The sequence below is a fragment of the Dyadobacter diqingensis genome, assembly GCF_024220585.1.
In the GTDB taxonomy this organism is placed as follows: domain Bacteria; phylum Bacteroidota; class Bacteroidia; order Cytophagales; family Spirosomataceae; genus Dyadobacter; species Dyadobacter diqingensis.
On record NZ_JAMXKF010000003.1, the window covers coordinates 606842 to 620994 of the forward strand.

Genomic DNA, 14153 nt, shown 5'->3' on the forward strand with positions numbered 1-14153 from the left:
TTAAAACTTTAAACGTCAAAGCCGGGGCGGCGGCCGACAATTACTATTTCACCTGCTTGTAATATACCAGTTCATGTTCGGGCAGCAATTCCGGATGTAGTATCTTGATCAGATCGGATAACACAATCTGAGGGTTTACAGCACCGGATTCCCAGTAATCATTGGAGCCACGACTGTTTACACGTTTATTATAACTGTAAATCTGCCCCGATTTATAGGCTTTGAAATCAGTGTAACGCGGATCTTTCGCCAGTATCTCCTTTTTGTTATCATAGTTGCTGATCCCGACATTCAGCCAAAAATCTGCCGTAAGCGCCACCGGATAAACTGCCTCAAAGTTCAGTGGCAGACTTCCCGTAGCCTTGGTATTATTCCAATGATAAGCCGCACCCGCGTCACGAAAAAACTGGGCCATGTAACTATTCCCATTTGGCACAAACCAGGAATCTTTGGAATTCATGCCGGTGATTATGCTTGGTTTCGTTTTAACTTTTTGGGACAGCGCAGCAAGCCTTTTGTATTCATCCTCCATCTTTGCAAATTTCTTGTAGACAAAATCTTCACGGTTCAGGAGCGCAGCCAAAAGCTTAACCCATTCGGCACGACCCAACGGTGTCGTTTCTACCCATTCGGAATTGATAAGTACAGGGATTCCGGCGGCATTCAATGTTGTGTAACGTTCCATTTTAGAAACAGGACTGCCGGTAGTCATGACCAGATCAGGATGCATTGTGATCAGCTTCTCTTCATTTAATCCCTGATCTTTTCCCACTTCCACTATTTTACCGGCATCAATTTGCCTGATAATCTCGGGATTTGAGACATATTTCAGGTTACCTAAACCAGTCACAATTTTTTCTTCTCCCAAAACGCCAACCAGGCCAATGTGCATGGAGGACATCGCAACCAGACTTCGGATGGGGATTTCAATAAACTGGCTGTTTGGATAACCTTTCGGCTTTTTGGTGCCGCGTTGAAGCAAAACATACTTGGCGGTGTCGGTGCTTTTTTCAAAAGGACTTAAAATGTTGATAACCTTGTAATTTTCATGGTATTCAATCGTAAAACCTTTGGCGTGACGAATCTGGATTTTTTCAGAGAAATAATCCTTGCCGGATGAGGCTGTTTCCGCACTTTCAGTGAGATTGGAGGAACTTCCGCATCCTGTTAAAAACAATACGGGGATAAGAAATAAGGCCGCAAAACGGGCAGCAATGGATAAACGGGAAGGACACGCAAAGGCATTGCGAACTTCCTGGATGGAGGTTTTCTGTTTTTTTGTCATTTGTGCTACTAGCCTTTCTTCCGAAAGCCGTGAGTATTAAGTGAATAAGGCAGGTCTTCTGACTCGTTCCATATCTGACGCCTTCCCGGGGGCAATTTTGAATGATAGAATGAAGGAATGATTGAATAGCTGGCTTTGCGGCCGTCATTCACGCATTTTGTCATTCAACAATTCAAACATTGTTCTGCCCAGTGGCAATTGTCATGAATGTTTGGATGAACTTACAGCAGCGGAGACTGTTCCGGACTTACACCGGTATTCCCTTTTAAAGTAAACGGCTAATTTTAACCCCGGTTACTACCTGATGACTGCAAAACTACTAAGATTTGTGTCGGCGTTGACGATTTGCCGAAATAAATCTAGTGTTGGGTTTGAAGTGGAATCGCTTATTTTAACTTTTCCAGAATAAATTCTACTCTGTTTTCTACGGGAAAAAGCGGGAGTTCTATGAGTTGATAACCTGCCGAAAGATAGGTTTCAGCAAGCGCATGATAAAGTTTTGAAGCCTCCTCGAAAGTTTGCCAACGTTCGGCATCATTGACGTAAATATTTTCCCAGGGCGGAGCCATGAAAACGTAAGGATGGTAAGGATAGGTTTCGAGCGCTCTTTGTTGTCGGTCACTTATTTCGAGCTTCCCCACTTTCAGGTAGGCAACGATATCGGGAATTCCCCGGTCGAAGAAGGTATATTGGCTGGATAGGGCGGCCTTTTTAAATTCAAAGATCATGCGTTCGAGCGCGAGATCGGCAAAAGAAGCGAGGTTTTTCCAGGGAAGACTATCGGTATCCAGCGCCACCTGTTCCCGAATCAGCTGACGTGAAATTTCATCGGAACAATTAAATCCTTTTTCTTTTAAAGCTTCAAGCAAGGTAGTTTTTCCAGATCCCGGCCCGCCGGAGATAATAATTGCGTTCATAGAAGGGCAAAATTACCAAATGAATTGTGTTTTTGGCAATACCGATGATTTGTCGGGATCGAAATGGTGAGTGTTTTCACGAAACGTTCCTATCGGAACGAGAAAATTGTCGGTTATCCGATCATTTCTACCTACGAAATCTGCCTACGGCATAGGATTGTGGTATAATTGAATTTTTTAAGATTGGTGTTATTGTATGACGATCGTGACGGTATATTTTTACGAAATGTTCCTCTCGGAACGAGGAAATTGTCGGTTATCCAATCATTTCTACCCACGAAATCTGCCTACGGCATAGGGATTGTGGTGTGATTGAATTGTTTAAGATAGGTGTTATTTTTTGTCAGGCAGCGGTGGATTTTTCATGAATAAGCGCATTTGATTTACGGCCATGATGATGATTTTATCAAAAGTTTTCCGTCTAAGACGGGAGCTTTTACATGTGCCATCGGCACATTTGGTAGGTAGCAAAGATGATATTTACCGGGAAAGCGTTCCATAGGAACGCCTGGTGTTCTTTTGGTAGCGGTTCATTGTTGTTAAGATTTGCTTTGTCCCACAAGAGATAAACCCAATAATCGAAAAAATTAATTGTCAAAGACAATAACAAACAATAATCACCAGGATCATCAAAAAACAGGTTTTGTGGTTAATCCAGACTACTTTCTCAATTTCCTTTGCGTCAATAATTCTGTCATTTTTTCCGATAAATGGTTTTTCGACCAACACACCGTGATAGATATTAGGACCACCAAAACGGCAATCCATAATGCCAGCGAGTGCTGATTCCGGGTAACCCGCATTAGGACTTTTATGCAGGTTGCCATATTTTAAAATGAATTGAAAACCATGATAACTGCCAGTTACGAGAACCATAATAACGGCCGTAATACGGGCGGGAATGAAATTGGCAACATCGTCCAGTCTGGCAGCAAACTTTCCGAATTGTTCATATTTTTCGCTCCTGTAACCAATCATCGAATCCATCGTGTTGATCATCTTGTACGTCATCATCGCAGGAATTCCTCCCAAGGCGTAGAAAAACAGTGGCGCAATGACACCGTCGCTCAGGTTTTCCGACATGGTTTCCAACACGGCAATCCTGATTTGCTGCGCAGTTAACTGAGCGGTATCTCTTCCTACAATTCGGGACAATTGCTTTCTTCCAGCTTCCAGCCCATCTTTTTCCAGTACCCGAAATACATTACGGCCTTCCGTGATCAGTGCATTGTTCGCCAGTCCATACCATACCCAAATGCTGTTGACCGCGATAAATAACCACGAATTAATGGAGAGGAGTGCATCGTTAAGGAAGTGAAAAAACAGATAAGTTGCCAGGCATAATGTTACAGCAAGGAGCAACCCTTTTAAAAATCGATGCGTACTTTTATTCAGCCATTTATCACCTGCGGCAATGGCATTTCCAAAAACTCTGACCGGGTGAGGCCAGTTATCCGGGTCACCAATGATCAGGTCCAGGATATATCCCATAACCAAAGGAATGATGATCAGCAAAGATTTTTCCATTCCGTGAGCGCGTCGATGAGTAAATGATTTTTTTCAGGAGAAAGCGTAGCGATGCGAAAATGCCTTGGAGTTAAGTCTCTGAAATTGCTCGCGTCGCGAATCAGTAGGCCATGTTTTTCAATTAGAAACTGTTTAAGTTTCGCAGCATCCTGTTTCAGGGTTTCGACAAGGAAAAAGTGCGTTGCGCTTTGGTGAATTTTTAGTGCGGTATTTTGGCTGAGCGTTTCAGTAAATATCTTTTTGTCCGTTAATAATTGCTGCAACGGTATCTGAATCTGTTCATAATTTTCGAAAATAAATTTCCCTGCCTGCAAAGCAATGGTGTTAACTGTCCAGGGTTGTTTTTTTGTTCTGAACTCGGCAATCAAAGACTCAGACGCAACAAGATAACCCAGCCGTAAACCCGGAATGGCATATGCCTTGGTGAGCGAGTGCATGATCATGAGATTGGGGTAGCGGTTTATCAGTGAAATCGAAGAACCCATTTGATACGTAAAATCGATAAAGGCTTCGTCCACAACAAACAGCGTTTGCGGATTGTTTTTAACCCAGTTTTCAAGATCGGGAAAAACTTCGCCCGTTGGATTATTAGGGTTACAGATAAAAATCAGATCTGTCGACAGAGCCGGCTGCTCTGCAATAGCCGTCCATGGCAGAAAAGTCAATTGATGCTGGTACAATGTGCAGGCGTCTTCGTACTCAGCAAAAGCCGGTGTTACGATTGTCGTTTTTTTACCCGCAAAGGTCTGGGCAATCAAATAGATGGTCTCGGTTGTACCGTTGTTGATTAAAACCTGTCCGGAACTTAGCTGATGATGAGCCGCGACCATTTCAGTCAGACTTTCAGCCATTACTTCGGGGTAACGGTTAATTGTTGCCCACTGGTCAAAGATATAATCTTTCAAACCCAACGGCTCGCCGCCGTACCATACATTGGTACTGAAATCTGCGATTATTTGATTTGGATAACGGTAAGCATCGTCGCCGTGGCCTTGTAGCATAGTTTCTTTTATTCCAGACTGCTGTAAATCATTTCCATATCCACATGGGCACGGATGTGATCTGCCAGACGGTCATATTGTAATTCTTTAAATTGTGCATAGTCAAAAGCCTGACTTTGGGTTTCTGTCAAAAATCCGGCAAGCAAATCATCAATCACAAGCTCATTATCCAGAATCCCATGCAGGTAAGTCCCCCAACAGTTTTCGCTCAGATAATAACCATCGGGTTTTCCGTTTGCCAAAATAGCCACCGGCGCGTTTGTGTCAGAAGTTGTTTCGCCCATGTGAATTTCATAACCGGTACACATTTTAGGCTGGTTTCGGTAGGTGAATTCCTGCTGTAAAGTTGTTTTTACCGGTTTTAAAACTGTTTTTACCGGTAGCAAACCAAGTCCCGGCATGGATTCCAAAGATCCTTCCACCTGGTCAGGATCTGCAATCATTTCGCCCATCATCTGATACCCGCCGCAAATACCGATCACCCGTTTACCGTTTTTACTGGCGGTAATAATTGCCGTCGCGACACCGTTATTTTTGATGGTTAACAAATCGTCCAACGTATTTTTACTACCCGGAATGATAATAATATCCGCTTTGGCAACTTCTTCGGGCTGTTGTGTGTAGAACAGGTGAACCCGCGGATCTTTTTCAAGTCTGTCAAAATCGGTGAAATTGGAAAGCCGTTTCAACAAGATCACGGCCACATTAATCTTACCTTCCGTGGTTGTGTTAAATTTATTTTGAAGCGAAACAGAATCCTCTTCTTCGATATGAATATTTTTAAAAAAAGGCAGTACGCCAACGACCGGAACACCGGTTAATTCTTCGAGCATTTTTTTTCCATCTTCGAAAAGTCTGGCATCGCCCCGGAATTTATTGACAATAATCCCCTTGATACACTGGCGCTCTTCCGGTGTTAACAAGGCGATGGTTCCATATACACTACCGAAAATACCACCCCGGTCGATGTCGCCAATCAGATAGGTGGCCGCGCCGGCGTGAAGTGCCATACGCAAATTTGTAATGTCTCTTTTTTTTAGATTCAGCTCGGAAATACTGCCCGCACCTTCCATGACGACCGGTGCATATCTTGCCGATAATCTGTCGTAAGCCTGCGTTACCGCCTGAAATAGTTCTTTTCTGTCATTTGTTTTAAAATATTCAAACGCTGATTGATTACCAACAGGTTTTCCGTTAAGAATAACCTGCGACGACTGGTCGTTTGTCGGTTTTAATAAAACAGGGTTCATATCCGTATGGCAGGGAATGCCGGCAGCTTCTGCCTGAACAGCCTGTGCTCTTCCCAACTCCAGACCTTCCGGCGTGACATAACTGTTCAAAGACATATTCTGTGCTTTAAACGGAGCCGGATGATAACCATCCTGTTTGAAAATCCTGCAAAATCCTGCGCAAATAACACTTTTCCCGACATCAGAGGCGGTGCCAACGAACATAATTGGTTTTGTGAGGATGCGGGGTTTTGACATATGTTAATTTATTGTTTCACGCAAAGCAAATAAGGATTTCGCCAAGAACACAAAGAATCTTAGCGCGCTTTGCTTTTTTGTCTTTTTTGCTTTGCGTGACATTTGAAAGTTTAAGCAATTCTCCCGGACACGGTAACGGTAATATTTTCAGAAGACAATTCTTCAAGTGATAAACATTCGGCGCCCATGACTTTCGCCATTTCGGCCGCTCTTCCGAAACGAAGGTATTCATTTTCGGTATCCAGTACCAAAGCAGGAATGTTTGCCTGAAACAATTGCCCCGATAAATGAAGCGTTTGCTGCCAGGCATCACCACCTCCGGGAAGCGGAACATTTGCCTTTCCGTCACTTAAAACGACTAAAAGCGGTTTCAGATCCCTATCCGGGTTTAGCTGGCTGATTACCTGAGACGCCAGCTGCAAGGCATGCGGTAAAGGCGTCCGGCCGCCGGTAGGCAAATGTTGCATGGCCTGTTCAGCTTGTTCAACGCTGTAAGTCGGTTCTAAAAGCAGCTGCGCTTCCACACCACGGAATGCAATGACACCCACCATGTCGCGGCGTTGGTAGGCATCGGTCAAAAGGCTTAAAACACTTCCTTTCACAGCTTCCATCCGGCTGCTGGCGGCCATGGATCCGGAGGCGTCCACGACAAAGAGAATCAAATTGCCGGTTTTTCCTTTACGAATTTTCTGATGCAGATCATTTCTGGTAATCTGGAAATCGTCCTGATTCCGGATGATGGCCGATTGTACAGTCGCTATTACAGCAATATCGCTCGGTGACTGATCGGGTACAGCCCTGAGTTCCGGGCCGCGATTGGTGTTGATCGCCTGACTGCGCCGGCCTTCCGGCATTTGGTGCGTGACAGGAGCAATATCAAGTTTGAAATTAGGTGTCTCAATTCCGGTTGGTATACCAAAAACCTGTTCTTGTTTCGGTGCGGGCTTTTCCTGATTTTCGTCCTCACCATCCTGAGGCAACAGACTCTCAATCTGTGGGTCTTCCTCTGGTTTTGACTCCGGCTGATTTTGGGGTTGAGGCTTGTTGGGCGCTTCCGGCTGCTCTTGTTGCATGAGTTCGTCAAGCCGGTTATCCCCTTTGTTATTTCGCTCAAACGGTTTTTTCCTTTGACGGTGTACCAATGCAAGTTCCGCGGCCTGTCGCACGTCCTCGGCAGTTACCACAGTACGTTTGTCCAGCGCTGCCAGGGTTATTGCTGTTTTGTACATCACGATATCTGCCCGCAAACTTGTTACGTTTAACTCTGTACAAAGCTGACTGATCAGGGTTAGTAAGCCGTCCGGTAAAACGACCTCCGACAATAATTGCTGAGCAGTTTTAATCTGATTTTGTAAATTTTTCTGGTTGTTAAGCCACTGCAATGAAAATGCTTCCGGGTTAGCTTCAAAGGTAATTCGTCTCCGAACGACCTCGGTTCTTTCAACTACATCGCGGGGTGCCTCCACATCAACCATCAGTCCGAACCGATCCAGAAATTGCGGACGAAGGTTGCCCTCTTCCGGGTTCATGGTGCCGATTAAGGTAAATTTTGCAGGATGACTTTCTGAAAGTCCGTCACGCTGAACAGTATTTACGCCCATCGCCGCGACGTCCAGTAAAACGTCCACCAGATGGTCTGGCAGCAGATTTACTTCATCGATGTACAAAATACCACGGTGTGCCGCAGCCAGTAATCCGGGTTGTAATCTTTTCTTTTTTTCTGATAAAATCCCTTCCAGATCCAGACTGCCTAAAACGCGGTCTTCGGTCGCGCCCAGTGGAAGATTCACAAATGGCACGGGAATTTCATCGATATCAACAGGACATTCTCCGCAGATATCCGCCGAATCATTTTCCTGAATAGTTTTTAAAACTTCATTTTTGGGAATAAGCGGCATGATTTCAGCCAATCCTCTGGCGGCGGTACTTTTTGCCGTGCCTTTTTCTCCTCTGATCAATAAACCTCCGATGGAAGGATTGATGGCGCACAACATAAGCGCGCGCTTTAATTTTTCCTGTCCTACAAGGGCTGCAAACGGGTATTTCATAGAGAAGACCAAATTAAAATTACCTTCACTTCAAACCGATGATTGCGTGAAGGAAAGGTAAAATTAAGGAAACTTTGTTATTCCCTGATGCTGGTTTGGTCCAGCAGCGTCATTTTCGCGATTTCATCCTTGCGTTTGAAGACGACTCCCTTTTGCCGGGAAGCGAATTCGAAAAACTCTTTGGCAGCTTGTACAATCTGCGGACTACCCCCGATCCGGTCGTGAAAACTGATGGACATTTGTCTGCGCCTGACAGCCGATTCGTCATAAAGCTGGGTGAATTCAAGTTTTAGCTGATTCAAAAACTGATCTGCCGAGAAGTTTTTTCCTTCAATTAAAACAATGTCGTTACAGCGCAGGGTATAAGGAACGACGGCAAAATCTTTGTTATTGACCTGAATGATAAACGGTTCATCGCGACTGAGATCATCGATGTGATAAGTGAACCCAAGTTCCTGCAAAATCTTCAACGTATTTTCGCCACGTCTGAGCCAGTTGGCGTTATAGCCGACGGGTGTAAAACCGGTAACCTGCTTCACTGCATCAACTCCGTCTTTGATAAATTTCTTTTCTTCCTCATACGACATGGTATATTGGGTTGCCCAGTTCATGCCGTGTGCAGCCGCTTCGTGGCCACGCCCAACAATTTCCTTAGCGAGTTTCGGATTTTTCAAAACCGCAGAGCCGACCATGTGCGAGGTGACTTTGATATTGTATTTATCCCATAAGTCCAGCATGCGCGGTATACCTTCCTTATAGCCGTATTGATACCAGGTTTCGCCCGGCAAGTCTTTAAATCCTTTTTGCATGTTTTGTGGAAAAGGACTTTCTGCATTATCGGGCTGGCCCCCTGCTTCAAATTGCATAGAAACGGAAATGACCAGACGGGAGCCATCTGCCCATTTGGAGGTTGGAGGGGTGGATGGCTGTTTTTGTATATCAGGACTTAAAATGCTGGCAAGTCCCAGCAAACCGGATTGCTTCAAAAAATCTTTTCTTGTTGTCATGGTGATTTGTGGTTAAACGCAGAGTTAGGGAGTTATTACGCGGAGTTACGCAGAGAGTCTAGTGTATAACTTGTACTTTAATTTACTTTCCAATTTGTACTTCCCTTAACATTATCAAAATACAGCTAGCCGAATTATATATGTAAACACAAAAAACCTCCGCGACCTCTGCGTAATAACTCCCTTACTGTGCGTTTAACTCATTTTAAGAAGTTATCGATGGAATATGAATTGTATTCGATATTGGAAAGCAGAATGGCGAAGAAGGCTATGTGGATTAATTGTGACGGAATAGCTTCCCAGTTTTCAATCATGCCCGTTCCGGATAAAAGCATTATCATGACGACACTGCCCGCTATTAAAGCAGGTTTTGTGAATATTCCAAGAATCAGTAACAGGCCTATTAAAAATTCGGCGATAGGTAACGCGTAACTAAAAGGTAAAACCATAAACTTCGGTATCATAGATTTTTCGAAGTTACCGATCATCCATGCGCTGAATTTATCAAGTTTTGGAAGTCTGACCAGTCCGTGAGTGAACATGCTGGCCGCTATGGCCAATCGAAGAAGCAGGAATGCTGTCGGATTATTTATCATGATCTTGTATCGTTTTTATTTGATGCAAAATTCAGAAACTATACCTTGTGTTTACTTGTATAATCATTGGGTTGTCTTGTAAAATGAAAGGGATGAAAATTGAGAATTTGTTCGAACCGTTTGAGATTGAATATGTAGAGTTGAACGAGTGTCCGGTGGTGGCTCATAAGCATAATTTTTTCGAGCTCGTTTACATTATCGAAGGGACGGGTGTGCAATGTATTAATAAAAATAAAATGCCCTATGCTGCTGAAAAGCTATTTTTGTTAATGCCGCAGGACTGTCATTCTTTCGAGGTGAAAACAACGACCAAGTTTTTCTTTATCCGGTTTAATGATGTTTATTTAAAAAAACAGAACCGGGACTGGATAGAAAAGCTGGAATTTATTTTCCAGAATAATACACATTTACCGGGCTGCATTCTGGCAAACAGAACGGATAAGCCATTTGTAAAATCAATGGTTGAAGCGCTGATCCGTGAACATATTAATTTGCAGATGTATAATCGCGAACTGGTTATGCAGATTGTCAATACGCTGATCACGATAGTGGCCCGGAACATCGCCCTGACTGCAACACAAAAGGATATCAGCAGGAATACCGAAAATGCTTCCTTTGAAATGCTGACTTATATTCATCAGCATATTTATGCTCCCGAGCAATTGAAAGCGGAAAAAATTGCTTCTCAGTTCAATATTTCACCCACGTATATCAGTGAATATTTTAGGAAACTGACCGGTGAAAGTTTGCAGCAATATATTATCAATTACAAAATCAAGTTGGTAGAAACGCGGCTGCAATACAGTAATCTACGGATAAATGAAATTGCATTTGAGCTTGGTTTTTCAGACGAAAGCCATCTGACCAAGACTTTCAAAAAACAAAAAGGTATGAGTCCCTCCGATTTTCGGAAGCAGTCCAACAGAAAAGAAGCGGGCTTATTATCTGCTTAAATATAAGTCAGCATTTGTGTAACGTTATTCAGGCCGGTCTGAATTGTATCAACGGATTTCGTTCCGTGATAATATCCCGCTAAATGCAGCTCATCATACACATTGACAAGCAGACGGAGAAGTCTTTTGTCGTGCTTGCGAATACGGTTGGTATAGTCTTCAATACTTTTCGGTTTGGCAAACTTGATGCCCTCTTTTTGTTTCAGGTATTCATCAAGAATTAAAAGTGCTGCTGAGTATGCGGTTCCGGCAGCCATCTTGACATATTTTACATCAGCATATAAACCATCTTTTTTACCTGCTTTTTCGCGAAGTATTTCTTTCGCATTTTGCAGGTATCTCGCAGCTTCTTCGGAAGGTGAAAGTTTAGTGCCCTGATTTTCGCTAGCCATATCAATAGAAGATTATAAGATATTTATTGATTTGACTCCGGTTTTGAAAAAAGTCATCCCAAAAATAACATAATTTCCTGCCTTATGGTGTCCGTTGGGGTGGCTTAATATTGGCATACTTTTATTAAAAATGAATTATGGCTAAACAATCGCTCTTACAATTCACCGGAAAAAGTATCTACTGCGCCCAGGCAGACGCACATATCGATCCATGGATACCTGTGGACCGCGCGATCATCACGCATGCGCACAGTGACCATGCGCGATGGGGAAGCCGTCATTATCTGGCGCACAAGGATAGTGAGGCCATTTTACGTTTGAGGCTGGGTCCCGATATTTCATTACAAACCGTGGAATATGGCGAGAAGTTTGTCATCAATGGTGTGACATTTTCCCTGCATCCGGCCGGACATATCATTGGATCGGCTCAGGTGCGGGTTGAGTATAAGGGAGAGGTTTGGGTGGCCAGCGGCGATTATAAACTGGAAAATGATCATTTTTCCACGCCTTTTGAACCAGTAAAATGTAATGTGTTTATAACGGAATCAACCTTTGGTCTGCCGATTTATAAGTGGCAGCCGCAACAAAAGATATTTTCAGAAATTAATAACTGGTGGGCGCAGAACAAAGAGCAGGAAAAGGCGAGTATTCTGATGGGATATTCACTGGGGAAAATGCAGCGGATTTTGAAAGGAATTGAGCTGAAAGATCCGGTGATTTATGCACACGGCGCAATTTACATGCTCAATGAAAGATTAAGGCAGGCAGGTTTTGACTTGCCGGAGCTCACGCTTGTAACCAAGGATACGGATAAAAAACTGTTTCGCGGTGCATTGGTGCTTGCGCCTCCATCCGTCGACAGCAGCACTTGGATCCGAAAATTTAATCCTTATTCGCTTGGTTATTGCTCGGGGTGGATGGCGTTGCGGGGGGCGAAAAACCGTCGCGCGGTCGATCAGGGTTTTGTATTGAGCGACCATGTGGACTGGCCCGACCTGAACACGGCTGTGATTGAATCAGGGGCGGAGAAGGTATATGTGACGCATGGTTATACAAGCATTTTTTCACGTTGGCTGAACGAAAAAGGCATCGAAGCGGGAGAGGTTTCTACCATGTATGGAAATGAGGAAGAAACGGAGGACAGAGCGGAAGGCGTAGGCCCGGAGGCCGAAGGTATTGAAAATAGAACGGATTTATCACCCATTCCGGATGATCCTGATCTCAAATTAACCTAGTTTTTACTTGCTAAAAAGTTACAGATCCCGATGAAACAATTTGCTGAACTTTTCATGAATCTGGATCGCACCAACAAAACCAATGCAAAGGTGGAGTTGATGCGAAATTACTTTTTGACGGCTCCCGACGAGGATAAAATGTGGGCGCTAACCTTGTTCACTGGCCGTAGGCCGTCGTTTAAAGTAAACAGAACACAGGTGAAGGAGTGGGCTGCGGCAGAGGCCGACATCCCGATGTGGTTGTTTCAGGAAAGTTATCACAGTGTAGGCGATTTGGGCGAGACCATTTCACTTATTCTGCCCGGGAATGGATCGGATGATTCGGATAAGTCCCTTACAGATTGGTTTTATTACCTGAGCTTGCTGCCGGGAATGACAGATGAAGAAAAACATGCCCATATTCTTCAGGCATGGGCTCAATTATCTCAGCATGAAACCTTTGTTTTCAATAAGTTATTGATGGGGAGCTTCCGGATTGGTGTTTCGCAGACGCTGGTGGTGCGGGCTCTCGCTGAGGCCACTTCCACCGATGCAAACGTTATTGCGCACAGGGTTATGGGGCAGTGGGACCCGTTGGGCACTACTTTTGAAAAGCTGATCCTGGATGAGGGCGAAAATGACAATGCTTCGAGACCTTATCCGTTTTTCCTCGCTTATCCGATTGAGGGCGACGTTGCAGGTCTGGGCAATCCGGAAGACTGGTTTGTGGAATGGAAGTGGGACGGTATCCGTTCACAGATTATTTACAGAAATAATGAGCTGTTTATCTGGACCAGAGGTGAGGAACTATCGACTGATAAGTTTCCGGAGCTCCACTTTTTAAGCAGTGTCCTTCCGAACGGGACTGTTTTGGATGGCGAAATCGTAAGTTATCAGGATAACAAGCCGATGCCTTTCAATGTTTTACAGACCAGGATCGGGCGGAAAAATCTTTCCAAAAAAGTATTGGAAGAGGCACCGGTCGCATTTATTGCTTACGATATTATGGAAGCCAATGGTGTGGACATCCGGAATCTTACGCAGCTGCAAAGGAGGACTCAGCTTGAAGAAATTCATGAAAATATGCCTGTGCAAGCTGTGTTTAACCTTTCGCCGCTGGTTGAATTTAAAGAATGGAGTACACTGCATCACCTGCACCCGACCTCCCGTGAGAATATTGCCGAGGGTTTTATGATCAAACGGAAGAGCAGTACCTACCAGGTTGGCAGGAAAAAGGGTGATTGGTGGAAATGGAAAATAGACCCGCTGAGTGTGGATGCGGTTTTGATTTATGCCCAAAAAGGTTCGGGGCGTCGGGCCGAGCTTTTTACAGATTATACTTTTGCCGTGTGGGGAGAAGATGGAAAACTGATCCCGTTTGCAAAAGCTTATTCCGGATTGACGGATGTTGAGATCGGGCAGGTTGACTATTTCATCAAACGCAATGTGCTCGAAAAATTCGGTCCGGTAAGAACGGTAAAACCTGAACTGGTTTTTGAAATCGGATTTGAAGGAATTAATGAATCTACCCGGCATAAGTCTGGCATTGCAGTCCGTTTTCCAAGGATATTGCGGTGGAGAAAGGACAAGAAGGCTCATGAAGCGGATACATTGGAGAGTTTGAAGGGGATTTTGGAGAAGTATAAATAGTTTGGCAGGCGTTGAACTATGTTAATCTAACATCTAATGTAAAATTTGCATAGTTATCAAAAGGATTCTGATGATT

The 14153-nt window shown here is 44.1% G+C and carries 12 protein-coding genes and 1 riboswitch; of the genes, 3 read left to right on the forward strand and 9 right to left on the reverse strand.

What is annotated here, in order from left to right; translation table 11 throughout:
• Positions 1 to 43: 43 nt before the first annotated feature.
• The 8 genes from M1L62_RS11795 to M1L62_RS11830 all read right to left on the reverse strand — a co-directional run bounded on the left by M1L62_RS11795 (position 44) and on the right by M1L62_RS11830 (position 9868).
• On the reverse strand, positions 44 to 1285 hold the full coding sequence (locus tag M1L62_RS11795; protein WP_254413236.1) for an ABC transporter substrate-binding protein: 1242 nt from the start codon (positions 1283 to 1285) through the stop codon (positions 44 to 46).
• Between the two features lie 31 nt (positions 1286 to 1316).
• A riboswitch (cobalamin riboswitch) is annotated at positions 1317 to 1604 on the reverse strand.
• A gap of 67 nt (positions 1605 to 1671) precedes the next feature.
• Positions 1672 to 2202 (reverse strand): AAA family ATPase, encoded by a 531-nt coding sequence (locus tag M1L62_RS11800; protein ID WP_254413237.1) that lies wholly within the window; start codon positions 2200 to 2202, stop codon positions 1672 to 1674.
• A gap of 594 nt (positions 2203 to 2796) precedes the next feature.
• Entirely contained in the window at positions 2797 to 3729 is a 933-nt protein-coding gene (gene cbiB / locus M1L62_RS11805) for an adenosylcobinamide-phosphate synthase CbiB (RefSeq protein ID WP_254413238.1), read from the reverse strand.
• Entirely contained in the window at positions 3711 to 4730 is a 1020-nt protein-coding gene (locus M1L62_RS11810) for a pyridoxal phosphate-dependent aminotransferase (RefSeq protein WP_254413239.1), read from the reverse strand. Before M1L62_RS11810 ends, cbiB begins: the two co-directional genes overlap by 19 nt.
• Positions 4731 to 4738: 8 nt before the next feature.
• Positions 4739 to 6217, reverse strand: coding sequence for a cobyric acid synthase (locus M1L62_RS11815; RefSeq protein ID WP_254413240.1), 1479 nt, complete (start codon positions 6215 to 6217; stop codon positions 4739 to 4741).
• A gap of 110 nt (positions 6218 to 6327) precedes the next feature.
• Positions 6328 to 8265 (reverse strand): magnesium chelatase subunit D family protein, encoded by a 1938-nt coding sequence (locus M1L62_RS11820; protein ID WP_254413241.1) that lies wholly within the window; start codon positions 8263 to 8265, stop codon positions 6328 to 6330.
• Positions 8266 to 8342: 77 nt separating this feature from the next.
• A complete protein-coding gene (locus tag M1L62_RS11825; RefSeq protein WP_254413242.1) occupies positions 8343 to 9272 on the reverse strand; it encodes a polysaccharide deacetylase family protein in 930 nt (309 codons plus the stop codon).
• 200 nt (positions 9273 to 9472) lie between these two features.
• On the reverse strand, positions 9473 to 9868 hold the full coding sequence (locus tag M1L62_RS11830) for a DoxX family membrane protein (protein WP_254413243.1): 396 nt from the start codon (positions 9866 to 9868) through the stop codon (positions 9473 to 9475).
• 92 nt (positions 9869 to 9960) lie between these two features.
• Here M1L62_RS11830 and M1L62_RS11835 point away from each other — a divergent pair, with 92 nt between their 5' ends.
• Positions 9961 to 10821, forward strand: coding sequence for an AraC family transcriptional regulator (locus M1L62_RS11835; RefSeq protein ID WP_254413244.1), 861 nt, complete (start codon positions 9961 to 9963; stop codon positions 10819 to 10821).
• On the opposite strand, the gene M1L62_RS11840 is transcribed toward M1L62_RS11835, so the two are convergent.
• On the reverse strand, positions 10818 to 11213 hold the full coding sequence (locus M1L62_RS11840; RefSeq protein ID WP_254413245.1) for a DUF5618 family protein: 396 nt from the start codon (positions 11211 to 11213) through the stop codon (positions 10818 to 10820). The genes M1L62_RS11835 and M1L62_RS11840 overlap by 4 nt on opposite strands.
• A 137-nt stretch (positions 11214 to 11350) precedes the next feature.
• Here M1L62_RS11840 and M1L62_RS11845 point away from each other — a divergent pair, with 137 nt between their 5' ends.
• Together M1L62_RS11845 and M1L62_RS11850 are read left to right on the forward strand one after the other, a co-directional pair.
• On the forward strand, positions 11351 to 12448 hold the full coding sequence (locus M1L62_RS11845) for a ligase-associated DNA damage response exonuclease (protein ID WP_254413246.1): 1098 nt from the start codon (positions 11351 to 11353) through the stop codon (positions 12446 to 12448).
• Positions 12449 to 12478: 30 nt separating this feature from the next.
• Entirely contained in the window at positions 12479 to 14077 is a 1599-nt protein-coding gene (locus tag M1L62_RS11850; protein ID WP_254413247.1) for an ATP-dependent DNA ligase, read from the forward strand.
• Positions 14078 to 14153: the final 76 nt, after the last annotated feature.